This window comes from Stieleria varia (assembly GCF_038443385.1).
Lineage (GTDB): Bacteria > Planctomycetota > Planctomycetia > Pirellulales > Pirellulaceae > Stieleria > Stieleria varia.
The window spans coordinates 8,791,263-8,812,802 of sequence record NZ_CP151726.1 but is presented as its reverse complement, the minus strand read 5'-3'; the positions used below and the strand labels follow the sequence as shown (position 1 = coordinate 8,812,802).

Sequence of the window (21,540 nt, the reverse complement as noted above, 5' to 3'; positions counted from 1 at the left end):
TGATTGCATCGTGTCTCAATCCATGGTGTCCAGAACGATCATTCCTTCACTCCAGAAAACCAATCATGCCTACCAAGAAAATGGAACCGCCCAAGATCGGGAACATGTATCGCTGCAGCAAATGTCGTTTGGAAATACACGTCACCAATGGCTGCGATTGCGAAGACTGCACCACCGAATTCCGCTGCTGTGGCCAACCACTGGAGAATGTTACCGCACTGCCAGTCGGGAAAACTTGATCGGCGTGGTGCTCGATCTACAGCGGTGTGTAATTGATGTGTCAAAGGCCATTTCCTTGGCAGATTGGCTATCAAATTGGTTGACAATCATTCACTATGGATTGCGCGATCGCCCTAAGGGGTGAGCTGATTTCTCGTTTTGACGTTCTTTTGGAACACGATTCATTTTAGCTGTTGGGCAGTTGTTGGATCGCGATCGTCTGTCGGCACTGTCATTTCATTGCAAACCATCGCCCAGTTTGCGTCATCCGATCCATCGGCCAACGGTTGCTAGCCTTGCATTGCTAGGCATACGGTTGGGAGCCTCGTGAAAAACGCCTTTGACTGGCACAAAGCTTGCAGTCACTCGGACGACAAATCATTTCTTTCCCAACAACGAGGATGGAACCATGCTGGTACTCTCACGAAAGTCGGGTGAACGCTTGCATATCGGCGACGATGTGATTGTGACACTCACAAAGATTGCGGGCAACCGAGTCGCAATCGGTATCGAAGCGCCCCGTGAGGTGGCGATTCGTCGGGGCGAATTGGCGGAGACCAATCGTGAGTCCGAAACGTCACGGGAGTTGAATGGACGTTAAGCGATTGTTGCTGGTGACCGAAATGCGTTCGACTTGTTGATTTAGTCGTGGGATAGGTCACTCTTGGCCAGCAATCATCTCCCTGACAACGATGATTGCCCGCTTTACCGTGATTCAATCCCCATAACGCACTAACTCAGCAAGTCACTAGCCCGGGTTACTCATGCGGATGGTTGATTTCATCGCAAACAGATTCTTGACAATGAGCTGTGACGCGTCGGGTTATGAATCATCCGGGCTAACGCTCACCGTCTGTCATATCAGGCGACAGTCCAGGCAGTCCGTCCAGGCTTTCTCGGTTGTTCTGTTCGATATAGTCGTTTAATGACTGCAGACTTTTTTGGCTTGCCCACTGCGTCAGTTGTGAACGCTGACCTTGGTACTCGAACAATGGGACGCCGAATCCGCAGGAGTCAGAAATCCTGTGGCAATCGATGCGAATGAAGCATCGCAAACCAGAAAGTTGGGGGAAATGATTTTCCAATTGCGGGTAATCGGCATGGACGTGAGGGATCACTTCACCACGGCCATGTAGGCGGACGATCTTTGGCGGACCGGCGAAGGCACAAAACATCAAGACGATCCTGCCGTTCTCTTGCACATGAGCGGCTGTTTCGATTCCGCTGCCCACCAAGTCGGCGTAGACGACGGTTCGCTCGTCGAGGATTCGCAGTGAGTCGAGTCCTTTGGGCGAGAGATTCACCAAGCCGCTGTCAGATCTTGGCGCGGTGGCGACGAAAAAAACGTGCTGTTTTTCAATGAAATCACGCAATTTTTCGTCGATCGACGGGTAAACCTTGCCCATGAATGTACTTTCGTAGCAGCCGTTCCGGCAGCGATGAATTCGCTGTTATGAGTTCTCGGATTCGTAGGTTATCCTAAAGGCTTGCCTCGAACACGCCCGGTTCCGTGAGCAACCCGCCCGCGAGCAAGAACACTGCGAATGCCTCCTGCCAGCCTGCATATGTCCCTACCTAAATCTCTTCTCCTCGTCTTTCTGTCGGCGTTGTCCGTTTTGTTTGCTGTCGGTATCCACGCAGACGCAGAATCGCCTGACGGCCAACTATCCGACACGACGCGAACGCTTCAGTTCAATCGCGATATCCGACCGCTACTCTCTGATCGCTGCTTTCAATGCCACGGACCGGACGAAAAGAAACGTGAATCAGGACTTCGGTTTGATATCGCGGAGTCAGCGACGCAAGACATGGGTGGCTATCAAGCGATCAAGCCGGGTGATGCGGAGGCCAGTGAGTTGGTCGCTCGCATCACCGCAGACGATCCGGACACCAAGATGCCGCCCCCGGAGTCCGGCAAATCGCTCAATGCAAACGAGATCGAGATTCTGAAGCGGTGGATCGATCAAGGGGCACCGTTTGAAGAACACTGGTCGTTTGCACCGATTGTCAAGCCAACGATTCCCCAAGCACCGCATGGCGAGTGGGCGATCAACGAAATCGATCATTTCATCAGTCGGGCATTGAAGCAGCATTCGTTGGACCCGTCCCCTGCAGCAGATCGCGCGACGCTGATCAAACGACTGTCGTTGGACTTGACGGGGTTGCTGCCGACTCCCGGTGACGTCGACGCGTTTGTCAACGATTCGGATCCCGATGCCTATGAAAGACTCGTCGATCGCTTGCTCTCCTCGCAACACTTCGGTGAACGGTTTGCCCGCCACTGGTTGGACCTTGCTCGCTATGCAGACTCCAACGGCTACGCCAATGACGGCGTCCGCTCGATCTGGCCGTATCGGGACTGGGTGATCAAGTCCCTCAATGCCGACATGCCGTTCGATCAGTTCACTCTGGAACAACTGGCCGGCGACCTGATGCCCGATCCCACAATCGACCAACTCGTCGCCACAGGTTTTCATCGAAACACACCTCATCAAACCGAAGGCGGATCGGACCCAGAGCAGTATCGTGTCGAGCGGACCAAGAATCGGACCGATACGACGGGCGCTGTCTGGTTCGGCTTAACCGTCGGCTGTGCGCAGTGCCACACGCACAAGTTTGACCCGCTGACGCACAGTGAGTACTACCAGCTCTACGCGTTCTTTAATGATGCCGATGAGCGAACCATCTCGGTCACGCCGCCGGAGCCGTCGGAGGAATCCAAGCAGGTTGCGGCAGAGTTGGCACAGATCCAAGTTTTGATCGATGCGGAGAAGAGCAAACAAGCGACTCAGGAAAGCGACTCCACGCAGACCGCGGATTCCGGACAGTGGCAAGACCTGGAATTGGTGCATTTTGAAAGCACGGGCGGCAGCACGCTGACCCAATTGGAAGACGGATCCATTCTTGCCGGTGGTGCGAATCCGTCGATCGATACTTACGTGATTCGGGCCAAACTTTCGCAGCCCGCCCGGTACATCCAACTCGAGACGTTGACGCATCCTTCACTGCCGGGCAAGGGACCTGGAAGAGCGGGCAACGGAAACTTCGTCTTGGCCGACCTGCAGTTTTCCGTTGATGGCAATCGCGTTGCAATCGGTCGCGCGTTTGCCGACCACGAACAAGCCGGCCATCCGATCGAGAATTCCTACAACGGTAACACGACCGATGGATGGGCGATCAATGTGAGCGGCGGCTCCATCCATCATGATCGACATGCGTATTTTGAATTCGAGCAGCCCGTTGTCGGAGAGATGGAGATCCGTCTTCGGACATACGACCAAGGCAACGGGTACAACATCGGGCGAATGAAGTGGTCGCAGGGGTCTGATCCGACATTGTTCCCCGAACCGGACAGCGAGCTGGCTCGGCTGCAGGCCAAGCAAGAGAAACTCCAGAAGCGTCAGAAAGCTCTCCAGGATGCAGTACCCAAGACGTTGGTGATGGCCGGGCGAAGCAAACCGCGTCATTCCTATATTCAATTGCGAGGAGATTTCCTGGATCCCGGCGCCGACGTCCAGCCCGCACCACCAAGTGTGTTACATCCTTGGACGGCACCTGAGGAACGCCCCGCCAATCGATTGGACTTGGCTCATTGGATCAACGATCGGGCCAACCCATTGACCGCACGCGTGCAAGTCAACCGAATGTGGCAACACATGTTCGGCATGGGACTCGTCGAAACGGAAAATGACTTTGGATACCAAGGTTCGTTGCCATCGCACCCTGAGCTACTGGACTACTTGGCGACAGAGCTGATGGACGGTGGGTGGCGTCTGAAGCGAATCTACAAGTTGATCGCGATGTCGGCGACGTATCGTCAGTCGTCCCACTATCGCGCCGATGCACTGGCTGTTGATCCAAAGAACGCGTTGCTGTCGCATCAGCGGCGTTATCGCGTGGAAGCCGAGATTGTTCGCGACCTGGCGCTTTGTGCCAGCGGTAAGTGGAGTCCGACCATCGGCGGCCCGAGTGTGTTTCCACCGATCCCACCCGGCGTGATCGGCACCAGTTCCGCTAATCACACTTGGCCCGAGAGCAAGGGCGAGGATCGGTATCGACGTGGCCTGTACACGACGATCTATCGAGCCAACGTGTATCCCATGCTGGTCACGTTTGATGGACCGGACCGTGACAACGCTTGCACACGCCGGAGCCGCAGCAATACTCCGCTGCAAGCGATGACGATGGCAAACGACGCTTCACTGATGGAGTTGTGTGCGTCGATGGCCGAGCGAATTCGAAAACAGACCGACGATTTTGCATCGCGGGTTGAGCTGGCGTTCAAACTGGCGCTCTGCCGTCCACCGACCAAAGAAGAGTCCCGACGCGTGGCCGAGTTCTACACCGAGCGTGTGTCATACTATGAATCGCACCCCGATGATGCCAAAGCGTTGATCGGACAGCAAGATTCGAACACGGTTGACGCCGCTGCATGGGCGGCCACCGCACGCGTGCTGCTGAATCTCGACGAATTCATCACCCGAGAATAAGACTGCAAAACATGAATCGAAACGAATCCTTACATCACCAACAGCAAGAGCACCGCGCGATCACTCGCCGCCATTTGTTTGGACGCACGGCAACCGGAATCGGTTCGCTCGCACTCGCTTCACTGCTGCACCGCGACGGCTTGGCATCACCCAGCGCGATCAATCCTCTGGCGGCCAAACCGACACATTTTCCCGCCAAAGCCAAGCGGATCATTTATCTGTTCATGGCGGGTGGTCCCAGTCAGCTGGAACTGTTCGACTACAAACCGAAACTGGCGGAGTTGAGTGGCAAAGCACCGACTGCGGAGATGCTGCAGGGAAAACGTTTTGCTTTCCTCAAGGGCAACGAGACGCTCCTTGGTCCCACCCGCAGTTTTGGGACGTATGGCCAGTGCGGAGCGACGCTCTCGGACTTGATCCCCCACCATCGAAAGATCGTGGACGACATTTGTCAAATCAAGACGATGCAAACGGACGTGTTCAATCACGGGCCGGCCAAGATTTTTATGAACACGGGGTCGGCGCAAACCGGACGCCCCAGCATGGGGTCCTGGCTCAGTTATGGAATTGGCAGCGAATCGGATTCCTTGCCCGGTTTTGTGGTTTTGCAAAGTGGGCCGCGTGGGCCTCGCAACGGAGCACAGCTTTGGTCCAGTGGTTTCTTGCCGTCCACCTACCAAGGCGTCCCGTTTCGAAAGGGTGCTTCGCCGATCCTGAATTTGCAAACGCCCGATGGCATCGGGGGCATGGACGGTCAGCGCGCCTTTGTGGATGCCGCGGGCGATCTGAATCGATTGCATCACCATCACGTGGGCGACCCGGAAATCGAGACTCGCATTGCAGCCTATGAAATGGCCTATCGGATGCAAACGAGCGCTCCGGAGCTAATGAGTATCCAAGACGAGACCCAAGAAACGCTGGATCTGTACGGTGTCGAGGTCGGCAAGCCGTCTTATGCTGCCAACTGTTTGCTGGCCCGTCGTTTGATCGAGCGCGACGTACGTTTCGTCCAACTCTATCACACCAACTGGGACCATCACGGAGGCGGTGGAGAAAACATCCAAACGGATCTTCCGAAACGAACCGAAGAGATCGATCGCGCGACGACGGCGTTGATATTGGATTTGAAGCGACTGGGATTGCTGGAAGATACGCTGGTCATCTGGGGCGGAGAGTTTGGACGCACGCCGATGGGTGAAGTCCGCCAGTCGGTCGGGCGTGACCACCACATCGATGCGTTTACGGTTTGGATGGCCGGAGCAGGAGTGAAGCCGGGTTTCATTTATGGTGAAACGGATGAGCTGGGGTTCGCACCCACCGAAAACCCGGTGCACGTCCACGATTTGCACGCGACAATCCTGCACTTGATGGGAATCGACCACGAAAGACTGACCTACCGATTCATGGGCCGTGACTTCCGACTGACCGACGTGCACGGGAACGTGGTTCACGATATCCTATCGTAATTGTCGCTCGACTTTCCAAATCGAAAGCGTTTTCCGCTGCACGTTGTCGACTCGGAGAGTCGAACGACAATCCGCAAGCGGAAACTTATAAATCGCACGTCCCGAGAGGCTCGGCTACGTGTATGAGAGCAACTCACAACCTCTCCGAGTCCAAAACGATGCTGCATTAGGTCACCCCAGATCTCAGCCAGTTCAACCCTCACCTTTCCTTCCCATCACTTGGATCGAGCAAGAGATGAAAGTTCCATTCTATTCCTGCGGCACTCCTTGTTTGCTTTTCGCCGCCGTTGTGTTGTTGTCCGCCATCGGAATTCCCGTCACCTGCTCCGCGCAAGATACGATGCGCGAGTGGTCCGATGCCACCGGTCGCTTCAAAGTCACCGCAAGTCTGGTGAGTGTGGTCGACGGAGTTGCCACCATTCGCAATTCCGACGGCAAGACCATGCGGATACCGGTCGCCAAGTTAAGCGCGGCCGATCAAGCATTCTTGAACGAAGACAGCAATCCATTTGAGATGGTCGAGGATGCGGGAGCACCGACAGCACCCGCTGCGACTGCCACACCAGCAAGTGGTTCGGGAGCAAGTACCGGTGCGATGGGGTGGTCCGAGCCCAGCACACCCAATTGGGATGCAGCGAGGCAAGTGACCATCGTCAACGACGTCGCGTGGAACGTTCCGGTGGTGTCCAACGCCCTAGCGTTTGAATCCAAGCCGGTGACGTTGGGCCCGAAGAGTAATTTTCACGAACGCATGCACTCGATGACGGTCAATCCGTTCTGTCGTCGTGCCGCATTGGGTTACACCGTTTCTTTCACGGTTCCTCAAACCATGTCTCGACTGACATTGGTTGATCTGGAATCGGGACGTGCAATTGCAGCGGAGCCTGTCCAAGCCGACATGCGCCCGCTGACTTTGCTGGACAGCGGAAACGATGTTTTGATGGTGGGTAACAGTGATGGTCGCCGTGATGATGGAGAGACCAAAGACCAATTGCAGATTTGGCGAGTGACCGGAAAGTCAATCCAACGCACACCGAGTTGGGTGCCTTACCCCAAGGATAAGAAGGACTTTGGCAAGATCGCCAATGCCGATGTCCTGCAAGCCTTTCCCGTCAACGGAAACAACTTGTTGACCATGAGCGATAAAGGGCACTTGGTGTTGTGGCGAATCGCAACACGCGAGCCCATTTGGCACGCACGCTTGAACGAACGCAACTTTGCATTGGCCGTTTCCACGGACCGCAAACGATTGGCCCTTGTCGATGACAAAACGGTTGCGGTGATGGACTTGGATTCGGCCCAAGTCCTGGGCAGCTTGTCGTTGGACAAAGGCACCACGGTTGGGTGGCCCAAATTGCAATGGAGCGAAGACGGAACGCGGTTGCTATTCACGTCGAATTCCGACATTCGTGTTCTGGACGTCCAGTCAGGACAATGGGCCGAGGAGTTTGCCTTGGCCAAGGGACCCGTTGCCACTCGTGGTCTGTCTTTTCCTAACAATGACTACGCGTTGCTGGATGACTCGCTGTTAGTACACCTGCCGACCCGGATCCAAGTCTGTCAGTACAGCGGAGCCAGTTCGATCAGCACCATCGGCGGTGTTTCCTTCATTGCCGTCCAAGCCGGGGATCATGGCGTATTCGTGTCTGCCGAATTTCCCCATCCCGCAGCGAAAGCCATGCTGGAAAAGGCTCAGTCGGACCCCACGATGTTCCTGGTGCACCCAGGATGTGAAGTCGCCATCGATGTCTCGGGCGTGAGCGGACAGCACCGCGCTGAAGTACAGCAGGGACTTGAAAAATCCATCGCGGATTCAGGCTACAAAATCTCCGCCGGCTCGCCGATCAAGGTGGTGGCGACGATCACCGGCCCCAAACAGGAGGCCGTCAGCTATATCGCTGCGGGCTCCTACATCGTCAACAAGTATGAGTCGAGGGTGAAGCTGCAGTGGCAGGGCAAAGATCTTTGGTCACGCAGCAGCAGCAACGTGCCTGGAATATTGGCCACAAAACGAGGGCAAACCATGCAACAGGCACTCGACGAAGCGGGCAAGAAGCCCAATCTGTCGATCTTTGGCAGCACTCGATTTCCCGAGTTCATGCAGAAGCCGAGCGAAAACCAAGGCCCTGGCGCCCGATCCAGCACCGCGTTGATGACGTCGAACTTCACCACCAAAGGCCTCGTCGACTCCAAGTGATGTGTCCGCTATCGACGTGGAACGTCGAGCGACAATGGCTTGGCTGACTACGCGAACCAGTCCACACCGTTTTGGAACAGTTTCATACCGTCACCGTGTTCCGGTTGGACATCGCGTCGAGTCCAGAATGGGTGGTGGGTGGCTAGCAGGTGGCGTTCTGGGTGCGGCATCAAGCCGAACACGCGACCACTGGCATCGCAAACGCCGGCCACGTTGGCGTCGGCCCCGTTGGGGTTGGCGGGGAAATTCAAGATTTCGTCCTGGACGCCTCCGGCTTCACCATCCGCGTAGCGCAGACACAGACGTCCCGCCTCACGCAACTGCCCCAGCGTGGCATCATTGGCCGCGACAAACTTGCCCTCCGCGTGGGCCATCGGCAGATACATGTGTTCGATGTCACGCAAGAAAACGCAGGAGCTGCCGTGCGTGGCCAAGTGCACCCAGCGATCCTCGAATCGTCCGTGGTTGTTCCACGTCAGCGTGGCGGGCTCTGATGCGCCGTTTCCGACGCCCTCGGTCAAGACGCCCAGACGCATCAGCACCTGCATGCCATTGCAGATTCCCAGAACCAGTCGGTCACCACTCCCGTGGACAAAGGTGTCCACGAGATCGGCGAGGTGGCGTCGCAGCCGGGTCGCCAGGATGCGGCCGGCGGCAATGTCATCGCCGTAGCTGAACCCGCCGGGAACACAGAGGATTTGGTAGCGATCCTTGAGCGCGGGGTTTTCGATCAGCCGATTGACGTGGACGCTCTCGGCTTGGGCACCGGCAAGCTGAAATGCGTGCGCGGTTTCTACGTCGCAATTGGTGCCGGGGGCACGTAACACCAGGACTCGTGGGGTCGCCATGTCTTTGTTCGTTGCGGGAAAGGATCTGGAGTTGCCAGTCTAAAAACTCAGCCGCCAGCCGAACAGGGCCGGGAAAATCGCGATTTGCCCAAAAATCACTGATTTGCGCCCGGTCCCGCGACTTTCGCCGTTTCCTCGCAAACGGGCTTTGGGAGATGCATTCAGGCAATGTTCCAAAGCCACAACCCTGAGTAAGTATCCCTAGGGGTCAATCGCGTCGCGATCCGCCCCTGGAGATGAGGGCGAGGATGTCGTCGAAATCATTCTCAAACGTGAATCTCTCATCCTCACGGTCAGCCAACTTGCTGATCACGCTGTCGATGGACTCAGCGTTGAACGCATGGGTTTGTCGTTTGAGCGAGTTGACAATGACCAACGCGTCGCGGGCCGTGACCAGTCCATCAGCGTTCGTATCCACGAATGGAGCATCGACGTCCAAATCGGCCACGCTCGTCGCTCGGCCTTTGCCGAGATGGTTGACGACGACCAACGCGTCCAACGCGGAGACATCGCCATCGTCGTTTGCATCCAACGGGCTGATGACGTTATTCCAGGCAATCACTGAATCGTCAGCTGAGCTTCCAAGCTTCGTCCATTTTCTGGCCCCTCCCATTGCGACTGATGCCAACGGATCGGCGATTCCTTGCGGGTTCCGATTGGATTCAGCAAGCTTGAAAGAAGCGTTCGCATCCTGGCTTCCTGAGACACGACCGGCTGCTTGGTCGTACTGATACACCGAGTCGCTACGGGAGTCGACAATCCAGATGTGGCTGACGTCACTGGGGTCGATTGTCAGTCCGGTCGGTTTCGCATTCGCAGCGTCGATTTGCCAACTTCCTTCCAGCACTCCCTGCATGTCATACCGGAAGACTTTGTCAACGCCTCGTGTGTCATTGACGACCCAAAGGTTGACTCCATCGGTAACGACATCCATTGGGTTACGGTTGGCGCGATCGAGTCGGAAACTCGATGTGGACTCGGCTTTTCCAGATCGACGCAGTGCACCCCCGGCGAAGAAGTGGACGCGATCGTTTTCACGATCAACGATCCACAAGTCATCACCGTGGACAGTAACCCCCTCCGGTTTATCGATCTCCTTGAGTTTCCACGATCCGAGTAGTTCATGGTCTTGGTTATAGACAAAGACTTCGCCATCACCGTCGACAACCCAAGACAGCGACCCGTCTGCGTTTGCAGCGATGCCGCGAGGCTTCTCGCCTTCTTTGTCCAATCGATCGTTCTCGAGAGCATTGCCGTCTGTGTCGTATTCAAAGACTCTTCGCTGCGACTGATCGACTACAAAGAACTTTGGTCCCGCCGATGCAATGTCGGTAACTGCCGCTGTAGGGACACTTGTCAGGGGCCCTTCGTTGGTGCCGTGTCCATCGGTGTAGCTGACGGCAACGGAAATGTTCTGCCCAACATCGGAATCACCCAAGGTGATCGACTGTGTCGTTGCACCGTTGCTCCAGGCGTAGCTGAACATTCCCAGGCCATCCGGATCAGAGACACCACTGGCGTCCGCGGTCAACACCTGCCCATTTTGGGGTGTCCCGAGAACGATGACTTCGCCTGTGGGGGCATCATTGACATTGGCGACTGGCCCAACGATCGAACTGGCCACATGCTCCAGTTTTCCTCCGCCATCGGTGTAGCTAACCGTCACTCCGATGTTTTGACCTACATCCGAGTCGCCCAGAGTGATCGAGGGGGTCGTCGCACCGTTGCTCCAAAGGAAACTGAATGCACCCAAACCATCAGCGTCCGTGATTCCGCTGGTGTCCGCAGTCAAGACTTCGTCCTCTGTCAGTGTGCCTACCACCAGTACGTCCCCCATGGGTGCCGAGTTGGCAGCGCTGACAGGGCCGACTTCGGCACTCGTCAGGGTTTCCAGGGTTCCGTCTCCGTCGGTATAGCTCACCTGCACGCTAATTCGAGCGTCCACGTCCGTTTCGCTGACGAGGTAGGTGTCGCTCGATGCTGCTGTGACCGCAATTCCATCACGCAACCATTGAAAGCTGAATGTGCCCAATCCATCGGCGTCGCTGATGCCAGAGGTGTCGACCGTGAGCAGGTTGCCGCTTTGAACATTCGTCGGTTCAGTCAGGGTGATTGAGCCCGTGCCGTCGATCGTTTGGGCGAGAATGATAGGAAGCCCGATTGGGGCATCGTTGACCGGGCTCACCTCGATCACAAAGGTCTGGGCAGCACTCGTGTTCATGCCCCCCAAAGCCGTACCGCCATCATCATGAGCTTGAATGGTCACGATTGACGAGCCGAAGGCATCAGCAGCAGGCGAGAACGTCAGTGTGCCATCGGGAGCGACCGTCGGCTGAATCGCGAACAGTCCGTTGTTGTCAGTGCTGACGATGAAATCGATCAACTGAGTCGACTCGCTGGCGGGACCAGGGCTGACGTTGGTCGCCCAGCCCGTCACCGTTTGCGGTCCTGCGTCTTCCATCACAAGTTGATCGGCACCGACTGTAAAGCTTGGTGCAACGTTGGGAGTGATCCCGTCAATCCGCTGATTTCCGAAGTTGACTTCCTGGCTATGTTCCCCATCCTCACAGTCTTCATATTCGTAGCCGTCACCTTCGACGGGCGTGCCCAAAACGACGGGGATCGACCCGAGCACGACATCGGTGCCCTCGCGGATGAACTGCAGATCAAAACGATGTGGTCGACCGTCACCGGTAAAAGTCACGTCAAACGTTGCGGTATCGCCCGCGCCAAGTCCGTTGATCACTCCCGGATCAAAACTGAGGTGGACACGTGGATCGGACGCACGCAGCGTGACATTGACGTTGACGGAGGTCACGGCACCATCGATCGCCGCGACGATGCCGTCGGCGATGTTGCCCACCAGTGGATCACCACCGCTACCAATCTTAAAGTAGAACGGATCATTCGGGGCGATCGCGTCGGCCGTGCCGTTGTCGATGGTGTTGGTCGTGCGATTGATCGCACCGGTCAGATTGGCGAGAGCCTCCAGTCCCTGCCGCGGTGCAGATGATGGCGAGTCCGTGGTGCCGAGTCCAATGACCAAGGCCCCGAGGGCATTGAGCCCGGTAACGGTTTCTTGAATCCCAGCCCCCGCGCCAAAAGGTGATGAGCCCCGCGATGCTGCGGTCAATTGAGACACGGGGACGGACAAGCCGTCGATGCCGACAATGCTGGTTTCGCCTTTGGGCTGATACGCGAATCCGGTATCGGTCGCGGTGATGATGATCGGCAGGGCACCCGAGCGAAAGCCAGCTCCGCCAATCGTTCCGGATGCCGGCAAGACACCGTTTGCCGGATCTGGCGTAAAAGAGGAGAACGCGGGAACATCGCCACTGTTGCCAGGACTCGTTTGCGTCGACAACAATCCCGCTGCCCCACTATCAAGCAGCGATCCATTGTTATTGCCATCGAATCCGGCACCACTGACCATTTGGTAAAGTGCTTCGATCACCGTCTCAGGTCCGTCACCACCGTAACCTGGGGCAACATGGTCGAGTGCGGATTGGATTGATGCCGAGAATCCACTGACGTCCGACGCGATGATCGGTTGATTGAGTGTGAATGGGCGTCCCGCTCCGTACTCCGAGGCAAACCCGCCGTACTCTTCCAGCCGACCGACTCCAAACCCAAGGTCAATTCCCGGCAGTTTGGTTTGCAGTTGCGAGATGATATTTGGAAAAGCAGCTCGCACGATTGGGCTGTTCGATGTGAAGCTGCCGGTGTCATCGAACAGCAAAAACACATCGACCAGGTTCGTCAGCGCACCGGTGGTTGGCAGCGTCAGACTGACCGTTTGCGTATACGTCTCATCCTTCGCGAGAGAAGTCTCGATCAACGTCGGCGTCACATTGCCAACCGCTGCGTTGCTGACTCCCTCTGGCCAGAGAATTCCACTTTCGGTTGATGGAAAGGTTTGTACAAAGCCAGCGGGAACGATCTCGCGAACAATGTAGGCATCCGCTTCGAGCCCAACAAAGGAGTACGAACCATCGGCAAGTGTCTGTGTCGATGGCTCCACTGCGTCGTCAAACACGTTGTCACGATTCAAGTCGATGAAGATCGTCACCCCTTCGATACCGGGTTCGCCCGGATCACGCAATCCGTTGCCGTTTGCGTCTTCAAATTTGATGCCGTGAATTTCACTGGGGCGATATTCATCACCCAGTTCCAGATCGCTGATGTCATCCGCGGGACCGACCGTCACGCTGTGCTCGATTTCGGAGCCTGGCGAATCAAGCTCTGGTGGCACGATCTGACGCACCACATACGTCCCGCCGCCCAGTTTCTCAAAGCGATAGGCCCCCGCTTCATCGACATCGGGCGTGTAGAAAAAGTCCTCGCCCGTGACCATGCTCGGATCGCCTGCCGTCAGCGAACCGCTGTTGTCAACATCCAAGTAAACGGTGATACCTGGTAAACCTTCTTCCCCTGGATCCCGGGTTCCGTCTTTGTCACGATCGACATAAATCACACCTCCGATCGCGGCATCCGTGCGCAGTTGAGCGCCGAAATTGACGCCACTGACAGGCACCCCAGGAACAAGGTTTACATTCCGGAATCCCGAAGCTGGCGAAGTCGACTTGTAGTCGAGGTGCTGGGCGACTGTGATTCGTAGGTTCCCCGATTCAAGGCCGGTCAGCGAGTAGTTCCCACTGCTTGAGGTCGTTCCAAACACTTCACCCGTATCACGGACGCCGTTCAGGTTCATATCGGCAAATACGATCCAGCCACCAAGCCCCGATTCACCCGCATTGAGCACACCATTGCCATTGAGATCGTTGAACACTCGACCGCTGATTGACGTTGTCTGTTCAGGATCGGGCCAATTCGAAAAATCGATGCCGGATGTTGTTTGTCCGTCGATGACTGCGGCAGTGATGTTTTCGTCCTTGGGCTCCCAGCCGGTGGGAAAGACGATGGTGACTTCGTAGTCGATCGCACTGGTACCGCCGCCGCCCAATAGTCCGGTGAATGAGTAGTCCCCGTTGCCATCGGTCAGGACAAATGGTTCTTCAGGATCAAGTACTTTGTCTCCATTGAGGTCCAGGTACAGCGTCCATCCCGCCAGCCCAGTGTCCTCAGGATCCTGGATGCCATTGTTGTTGATGTCGCGCCAGACATTCCCCGTGATGACGCCCGTCCCACCGCTGCCTTGATTCAAAAAGTTGACGGTCTTTGATTGACCATCTGACAATGTCACGTCTTGAAAGCCGGACGCGGGATTCGTCGGAGTCCATCCCGAACGTACAAGTTCGGCCACTCGGTAGTCACCTGCCGAAAGGCCGCCAAAGAAGTACTCGCCGTCGGCATTGGTCAACGCAGACGGTTCTCCTGCATCGAGCGTTCCGCTTTGATTTTGATCCAAGAACACCGTCCAATTTGCCAGACCGTCCTCTCCCTGGTCGCGAACACCGTCGCCATTGAGGTCGTTGTAGATTCCTCCGCTGATATCACCAGCGAGCAGTTGTCTTGCTTCAAGCGTCTCCAGTCGAGAGAATCGACGCCGACGAAGCATTTTGCGTTGGCGAGTCTTCTTGTTGATACGGCGTGACAAGATGTTCATGGATTTGGGTTCTGGCTGGAGAGAAGCGAAGTGGACAATAAACAGGGGCATCCGAGAGATCACCGAAGTCCCGCAATGACCAAGAGAGTTGGATCCCGATTCTCGATCCGCCAACATTTCCGCAGTTTTTTGAAACTTTGCCTCAATCGCAAAGGCTGACCAAGGGAGTCGCCCCAGCTGACCCCGACGTCGCCCTCGCTCATCGTCGTTTTCCATTAGTTTTCGTTTAGAAACGCAACGGCGAGTCGATCTCGTTGATAGGATTTGGCCACCAATTATCAGCGGCGTTGACGCGTCTGAGGGTGCAGAGCCCTGTCCCAAACGCAGGAGATCTATGAGAATTCCTGGCGGATAGAGGGTGCCAATCCTGCTCTTGCCTGTGGTGGGTGTTTGGCAGCATCTCCTTGATGTCAATTTGCGATCCGCATCAGACTGCAGGCCCTGAACATTCATGTTGAGCTAGCGATTCGCAAGTGGAAAACGGTTGACCCGGCAAACCCTCCCGAAGACAATTTGTCATGAAAAAACAGACGCAAAAGGGCTTTCGCGTTTGAGATTTAGGAAGCCCGTGAACGGTTGACAGACCACATGATTCGACGCAGCACGATTAAGAAGGCACGTCGGCAGACGCAAAGACGCGATCTGTGTGTGGAACGTCTGTGTACACGGCTTGCCTTCGACGGTGCAGGACTCGGTATTGCAGACCCGCTGCCTTGGTTTGATCCCGGTGGATTGACATACAGCTTTGCTCCAGACGGTACCAGCGTCGCGAATCAAGACAGTCGCCTATTCGAGAAGCTCGATTTGCTCGGTGCCCCCAGCCTCTGGAAGGAACAATTTGATGCCGCATTCAACGCCTGGTTAGAGCCGCTCAATGCGACCATCCATGAGGTGCCCGATTCGGGGAGTCGCTTTGGAGTCGCTGGCCCCACACAGGGTGATGCCCGTTTTGGCGATATTCGGATTGCCGCCATTCCCCTTTCTCAAAACGTTTATGCAACGTCCATCCCACATAGTGCGATGGTCCAGGGTTCTTGGGCTGGCGACATCTTGATCAACTCGGACGCACCATGGAGCAATCTACAAGATGTCTTCGCGGTGGCGCTGCACGAATTCGGTCACGTACTCGGATTAGGGCATGCAGATGATCCCGCGTCCGCAATGTTTGTTCACGGTGTCCACGATGTGCTGTCGCCGACCACCGATGACATCCAGCAGCTGCAAACGATCTACGCGGGAATTGAATTTGAAGAAAGCGGGTTCGACCATCTGCACGGCGATGGCACGAGTGAGCTTCAGGCAACACACGCGGCGAACACAGGGGACTCCGGTAGCTCATCCGTTTCGTTCGATCTGACAAACGCTGAAAGTTTGGCTCCAAGTATTGGGAATAGCATTCGCTACAGCACCAATCAAATGATTTCCCCTTCGTCACCACCCTTGGTGTATCGTTTGACTCCAACCGGGCCTGAAGCAGAAGGTCTCGAAAACCTGCATGTATCATTGCAATCGTTGGGGACAGTTCAATCGTCGACAGAGATTGTCATCATGGACGCCAATGGCCGACGTGTGCAATCGCAAGCGTTGCACCATGGACAAGGAAGCGTGGTTGTCCAAGCGTTTGGAGTCAACAGCAAAGATGCCTATTATGTCGTGGTAAATCCCACGGTCTCGGCTCATGCATCGGTGGGCGAATTCAACTTGGTGGCTGATTTCACACCCGAATTGCAAATGTCGCGGCAGGTAAGCGAGGTCATGTTGGACGACGAGAACAAGGCCTGGAAACAAGCGTTCAATGTCGACTCCTCACGCCTCATTCATTTGCACGTCGACAACTCAGAATACAAGGGAACATCAAATAGCGACGCCTTTGTTTCGGTCACTGTGTTGGATTCCAATGAGAATGTGGTCACTCAAGTGGCTCTGCGTCCAGGAGAGGCAAGATCCGCTCCGGTGACTTTTCTGGACTCCGGCCAATATACGATTCACTACGCCGCGTCGTCACTCGAACCGCTGGGTGAAGTCCAACTGAGTGTTTTTATCGATGAGGTTTCGATTGACGTGGGACCCGGTGTGGCCAACCCAACCAATCAGCCTTATGTGCCATGCTCAGAACCCGGTTCGAACCCAGATTACTGCTACATCTATACGCCGATCTATCCAGAGCTTCCGACAATCACCGAGCAAACCTACGTAATGAACTATCCATGGTGGTGGGAGTATGGTTTTGGCTGCAGTGACTATGGAGTTCAAGATTTTGAATGGGTTCAGGTGCAAGATCCCTTGTGGTGGGAGTTCTACACAGAAGCCTGCATCGCTGTTCCCACCTATCCAACAACTCCAACCAACCCGACACCAACCAATCCAACACCCACCAACCCAACTCCAACCAATCCAACACCAACCAACCCAACTCCAACCAATCCAACTCCAACCAATCCAACTCCAACCAATCCAACTCCAACCAACCCGACTCCAACCAACCCAACACCAACCAATCCAACACCAACCAATCCAACTCCGACCAATCCAACTCCAACCAATCCAACTCCGACCAATCCAGCGGCCAGCCCTTGGCAGAATCTGAGCAATATTTTTGACGTCAGTGGCAACGACATGGTCACGGCCCAAGACGCATTGATCATCATCAATTTGCTGGGGCGCAGTGCAGGCCGAACGATCGTGGTCACCAACGCCTCTGTCGGCGCTTTTGCGGATGTGAACGGTGATTTCACTGTCACTGCCGGAGATGCATTGATGGTGATCAATGCCATGCTACAAGCAAGGATGGCTTTGGAATCAGAGTTTGTATCGGCGGTTGCTCCGCCCGTCAAAGCACCCAACGGGACCTTGGACGGGACATGGCAAGCCGAGCGGATCAAGGCAAGCGATGCAGCGATTGGGATGCTTTTTTGATGGACCAATCGCTAGCCTAAGATCGGAACTCATGCGTGGCACCGGCTCCTGGTTCGGTGCGGCTGAATTCACTTATCGTGGATCGCGCACCTGCTCTTTATCGCTCGACTGCAGCGTCATTGCGCTGCCAACCAGTCGGCGAAAGACCGTTTCTCTTCGCAAACTGGCGAGGTCAACATCAACGCTTGCGATCTTGGCGAGCGATGGGTCGTTTCTCAATGCACGTCCGAGCCAGCGGATCGCCAAAGTGTTGGCTTCATCTCTGGGCAGCACGTTCTCCGTGTTATTGATTCCCGCTTGTGAGATCGCGTAGATTCCCGCAATCTGCAACTGTTCCCTTGGACCCGGTTCCAACGCTTCCGCCGCCTTTGCATCGGCAATCGCAGAATCCAAAGCCGCTAGCCTGGCGTGAATGATTCCCCGTGACGAAACGGGAGATGCCTTTGAGGGCCACGCCGACACAAGCCGATCGAGATACGGAAGTGCTTGTCTCGGTTCATTCAGACGTTCAGCGTAAACGTGAGCGACGTTTTGCAGTGCGTCGAAGTGGCTTGGATCGATCTTCAGGGCAGACAGGAAATCCTCAATCGCTCGTTTTGGTTCTTTGTCCAAACGAGCCACTCCCCTCGCGACCCAATCATTGGCGTCACGAGGCGGGATGGACATGGCTGTCAATAAATCCGCTTGAGCAGCAACATCGTTGCCAAGTGTTTGGTGAATCCTGCGACGCATCAAGACCATCCGTGTTGTGGCTCGATCAGATTCCAACACGGCATTCAAGTCATCCAGTGCAAGCTGATATTGACCCATCTGCTCGGCTGCGACCGCACGATTGAATCGAGCGGTCAGCATGTCTGGCTTGATTGCGACACACTCGGTGAAATCGCCAATTGCTGCTCGTGCATCTCCGGCACTTAGGTGGAATAGCCCTCGATTAAAGAGGATGGTCAACGATCGAGGCTGCAGCGAGTTGCATGCGTCCATACTCGCAACCGCGCTGTTCCAGTCGCCGAGTCGGGCGTTAGCGATCGCGCGATAGAACCAAAGGGCGACGTTTGTCGGTTCATTGCTCAACTGAGCGTTTGCCAGTTCTCGCAAGGTGGCCGCGTCGGTTGATCGGCTCGCTGCCAACAAACGCAGATCAGAAGAGTTGGGTTTGATCTCAGTGATGCTCAGGTCCGAAGGACCACCTTCGAAAAGCTGTCTGATTCGTAAGTCCTGCTCATTCAACATGTGGGACATTCGAGAGTCAAATGCAGCGGCAACGCGATTCCACTTCAACGCACTTTCCCTATGCGAAACTCTTGATTTCGCTCCCGATCGTATGCCAATGTCTGTTTCGGCGTCAGCCATCAAGTAGGCCAAGCGCGAAACTTGCTGACTGAGTTGAACGCGGGATTCGTGTTCCAAGTGGTTCGCGAGAGCTTCTGAGTTCCAGTCCAGGGTGGCGGGATCGATCCAGTGGTTTACAAGCTGCCTCGCGTGGCCGACGCCATCTAGCAGTAACTCCGACTCACGCCCAGGACTCGACAACGCCGTGATCGCAACGGTCGCTTCATTTTGAAAATCTTGCCACTGGAACTTTGCGTCAAACCGAGCAATCTTTTGCCCCCGCTGGTAAATCAAGAACACACAAGCCACCAGCAATAACGCGGCCAAACTGCCAGCGAATGATGCCGATGTGATGCTTGGATGCCGCGCCGACCATTTCGTCAAACGCTCTCGGATCGAACGATTCGGGGCGTGCAGCAATGGTAGGTTTTGTCGATGACAGTTCAGGTCCTCCAGCAGTTCAGTTGCGTCGCCGTATCGGTCTTCACGATCAGGAGCAACGCACCTGCTGATGATATCGGACAATCCTACCGAGACATGTTTGTTGCGAGAATGCACCTCACGTGGACTTCGACGCCGGTCCGCAATCACGCGTGATAGTTCAAACTCCTCACCTGCTCTCGGGCAATCAAAGGGGAGATGGCCAGTCAGTAATTCGTACAGAATCACACCCATCGAAAACACGTCGTCGCGGGCGTCGGGAGGGTGGCCGTTTTCGAGAGCCGCAAGCTGTTGTGGTGACATATACGGCAGTGTTCCGCCGACTATTTTTGTCTTTGGTTCGTAACTAGCGGTCGCGAGGTTAAAGTCCAACAAGAGTGCGTTGCCGTCATCACCAACAAGAATGTTGGCGGGCTTGAGGTCTCTGTGAATGATTCCTCTTTGGTGGGCGTGCGCAAGGCCTTCGGCTGCTCCGGTCACAATACGCAGTAGAGCATCCACGTAACCAAGTTTCGCGTACTGCTCCAATCCGACGCCCTCGTGCGAGGTCTCCGTTTCGTCGGGTTCGCCAGATTCGTCGACCGCTGAGGCGGGTGATGGGTTTCCCTGGACCATGCTGATTGTCGATCGGCGTCGATCAACGATCGTCGAAACCAATTCGATCGCTGGTCCGTCGAGTGAAGCCCATCGTTCGCTCAGTTGTGATAAGTCTGCGAGCGTCGTTGCTCCAAGAAATGGCATGCAAATGCATGACAAGTCGCCTTCGCGATGCACGGAGTAGACCGGAATGATGTGAGTGTGCTGGAGGCGCGCCAAACGATCTGATTCGTCCGTCGCCATCGGCGTCACTTTCAGCACGACGGGGCGACTTGCCAAGTCGGGTTGCCGGGCGAGAAACACGCGGGAGAAAGCGCCCTCGCCCAATCGCTCTCCAAGTGGATAGCCGGCGAAAATGTCTCCTGTACGCGGATACTTGACGCTCTGAACCGCCAAATCTTCTTTTCGGAACCGGCGAGTCGTCGACATTGCCCTACCGGATTCACCGCTGCCCAATTTCAACTTTGGCCAACGTGACCCATCAATGCCGTAGCGACCCGCAATCTCCATCGGATCGATATCTTCGCCCGCTCGTCGTCGCAAACGATACTCTTCAAAAACCAATTGAGTGCGGTGTGTTTCATCGCAAAAAACCTCCGGAAACGATTCCGTGTAGATTGACGCCTGCGAATTCTTTCCCTCCTCAAAGGCACGCTCCATGTCGATCCGGCAAAGCTCGGTGACCACTGCGCTGTGCGCGGGGTCGTCGTCGGGGAGAAGATAGTCGCTTAAGTCAACGACATCCTGCGACCGATCACGCTCAAAGCGAGCCAGCAGTTCTTCGACTTCGCTGCTTGCGTCGGTGGTAATCGTGTATCGCTTGTCAATCACTCGATATCCAACTTAGTCCGGAGGCGTGCGCGGAAGGACTGCAGGATGCGTTCGACGCTGCGTCGTGAAGTGGAAACTCGCGAAGCAATTTCGTCGATCTCGTATCCATCGATACGGTAACGAGCGACCTCGCGATGAAGTTCGGGGAGTGTCTCTAAAACGTCTTCGATCGTCAGACGCAGCACATCACTCGCGTCTGCCGACTGACCGAGATCGTGGTCGCCCAACAATTGGGTCTTGCTGACATCACGCTTGATGGTGCGGTGACGTTCCGCGATCAAACGCACTTTGTTCAGGGCGATTACCAACAGCAATTTCCAAAGCTCCTCACCCTCGGGGATCATGTAGTGGCCATCGGACACTCGCCGAAAAAACGTCCGAAACACTGACTGGACGATATCCTCCGCGTCGACGCGAGTGGAGAGATCGTCGCCGCTGTTTCGCCCAGCCAAATCCATCAGCCGTTGTGCGTAGCGGGTGTACAGGGCCGTAGCGGCATCGTCCTCGCCCGACTGGAATCGAACGAGCAGCGATGCGTCGCTGAAACGCGTCGGTTTTGATGGTGTATTGTCTGGCATCTGGGAATTGTCGGAGACTGCCTGTCCGTATTGTAGAGTGGCATTGGCGATGGGCGCAC

The 21,540-nt window shown here is 55.7% G+C and carries 11 protein-coding genes; 6 read left to right on the top strand and 5 right to left on the bottom strand.

Features of this window, described 5'->3' with window-relative positions:
* Window positions 1-65: 65 nt before the first annotated feature.
* Window positions 66-239: a hypothetical protein gene (locus tag Pla52nx_RS29865; RefSeq protein WP_231742742.1), complete on the top strand. Its 174-nt coding sequence runs from the start codon at window positions 66-68 to the stop codon at window positions 237-239.
* Window positions 240-628: 389 nt separating this feature from the next.
* Window positions 629-820, top strand: a complete 192-nt coding sequence (locus tag Pla52nx_RS29860; RefSeq protein ID WP_146523212.1) for a carbon storage regulator — start codon at window positions 629-631, stop codon at window positions 818-820.
* Between the two features lie 238 nt (window positions 821-1,058).
* Here Pla52nx_RS29860 and Pla52nx_RS29855 read toward each other — a convergent pair whose 3' ends face one another.
* A complete protein-coding gene (locus Pla52nx_RS29855; protein WP_146523213.1) occupies window positions 1,059-1,625 on the bottom strand; it encodes a pyridoxamine 5'-phosphate oxidase family protein in 567 nt (188 codons plus the stop codon).
* A 138-nt stretch (window positions 1,626-1,763) separates the two neighbouring features.
* Between Pla52nx_RS29855 and Pla52nx_RS29850 the strand changes: the two genes are divergently transcribed.
* From Pla52nx_RS29850 to Pla52nx_RS29840, 3 genes are all read left to right on the top strand, one after another.
* On the top strand, window positions 1,764-4,709 hold the full coding sequence (locus Pla52nx_RS29850) for a PSD1 and planctomycete cytochrome C domain-containing protein (protein ID WP_146523214.1): 2,946 nt from the start codon (window positions 1,764-1,766) through the stop codon (window positions 4,707-4,709).
* Between the two features lie 11 nt (window positions 4,710-4,720).
* The gene (locus tag Pla52nx_RS29845; protein ID WP_146523215.1) at window positions 4,721-6,175 is read left to right on the top strand and encodes a DUF1501 domain-containing protein; all 1,455 of its coding nucleotides are present in this window, start codon (window positions 4,721-4,723) and stop codon (window positions 6,173-6,175) included.
* A gap of 235 nt (window positions 6,176-6,410) precedes the next feature.
* Window positions 6,411-8,372, top strand: coding sequence for an SHD1 domain-containing protein (locus Pla52nx_RS29840; RefSeq protein WP_146523216.1), 1,962 nt, complete (start codon window positions 6,411-6,413; stop codon window positions 8,370-8,372).
* 47 nt (window positions 8,373-8,419) lie between these two features.
* Here the strand turns inward: Pla52nx_RS29840 and Pla52nx_RS29835 are convergent, their stop codons facing one another.
* Window positions 8,420-9,220, bottom strand: coding sequence for a phosphoribosylformylglycinamidine synthase subunit PurQ (locus Pla52nx_RS29835; RefSeq protein WP_146523217.1), 801 nt, complete (start codon window positions 9,218-9,220; stop codon window positions 8,420-8,422).
* A 208-nt stretch (window positions 9,221-9,428) separates the two neighbouring features.
* On the bottom strand, window positions 9,429-14,786 hold the full coding sequence (locus Pla52nx_RS29830) for an SdrD B-like domain-containing protein (RefSeq protein WP_197455072.1): 5,358 nt from the start codon (window positions 14,784-14,786) through the stop codon (window positions 9,429-9,431).
* Window positions 14,787-15,374: 588 nt separating this feature from the next.
* Between Pla52nx_RS29830 and Pla52nx_RS29825 the strand changes: the two genes are divergently transcribed.
* The gene (locus Pla52nx_RS29825; protein WP_146523219.1) at window positions 15,375-17,702 is read left to right on the top strand and encodes a matrixin family metalloprotease; all 2,328 of its coding nucleotides are present in this window, start codon (window positions 15,375-15,377) and stop codon (window positions 17,700-17,702) included.
* A gap of 72 nt (window positions 17,703-17,774) precedes the next feature.
* Here the strand turns inward: Pla52nx_RS29825 and Pla52nx_RS29820 are convergent, their stop codons facing one another.
* Both Pla52nx_RS29820 and Pla52nx_RS29815 read right to left on the bottom strand, forming a co-directional pair.
* Window positions 17,775-20,903 (bottom strand): protein kinase domain-containing protein, encoded by a 3,129-nt coding sequence (locus Pla52nx_RS29820; protein ID WP_146523220.1) that lies wholly within the window; start codon window positions 20,901-20,903, stop codon window positions 17,775-17,777.
* Window positions 20,900-21,481, bottom strand: a complete 582-nt coding sequence (locus Pla52nx_RS29815) for an RNA polymerase sigma factor (protein ID WP_146523221.1) — start codon at window positions 21,479-21,481, stop codon at window positions 20,900-20,902. The genes Pla52nx_RS29820 and Pla52nx_RS29815 overlap by 4 nt, the downstream gene beginning before the upstream one ends.
* Window positions 21,482-21,540 lie beyond the last annotated feature (59 nt).

Excerpts from the sequence above, each read along its gene's own strand:
- Pla52nx_RS29865 (WP_231742742.1), top strand. The coding sequence starts at position 66 with ATGCCTACCAAGAAAATGGAACCGCCCAAGATCGGGAACATGTATCGC.
- Pla52nx_RS29860 (WP_146523212.1), top strand. The coding sequence starts at position 629 with ATGCTGGTACTCTCACGAAAGTCGGGTGAACGCTTGCATATCGGCGAC.
- Pla52nx_RS29855 (WP_146523213.1), bottom strand. The coding sequence starts at position 1,625 with ATGGGCAAGGTTTACCCGTCGATCGACGAAAAATTGCGTGATTTCATT.
- Pla52nx_RS29850 (WP_146523214.1), top strand. The coding sequence starts at position 1,764 with ATGCCTCCTGCCAGCCTGCATATGTCCCTACCTAAATCTCTTCTCCTC.
- Pla52nx_RS29845 (WP_146523215.1), top strand. The coding sequence starts at position 4,721 with ATGAATCGAAACGAATCCTTACATCACCAACAGCAAGAGCACCGCGCG.
- Pla52nx_RS29840 (WP_146523216.1), top strand. The coding sequence starts at position 6,411 with ATGAAAGTTCCATTCTATTCCTGCGGCACTCCTTGTTTGCTTTTCGCC.
- Pla52nx_RS29835 (WP_146523217.1), bottom strand. The coding sequence starts at position 9,220 with ATGGCGACCCCACGAGTCCTGGTGTTACGTGCCCCCGGCACCAATTGC.
- Pla52nx_RS29830 (WP_197455072.1), bottom strand. The coding sequence starts at position 14,786 with ATGAACATCTTGTCACGCCGTATCAACAAGAAGACTCGCCAACGCAAA.
- Pla52nx_RS29825 (WP_146523219.1), top strand. The coding sequence starts at position 15,375 with ATGATTCGACGCAGCACGATTAAGAAGGCACGTCGGCAGACGCAAAGA.
- Pla52nx_RS29815 (WP_146523221.1), bottom strand. The coding sequence starts at position 21,481 with ATGCCAGACAATACACCATCAAAACCGACGCGTTTCAGCGACGCATCG.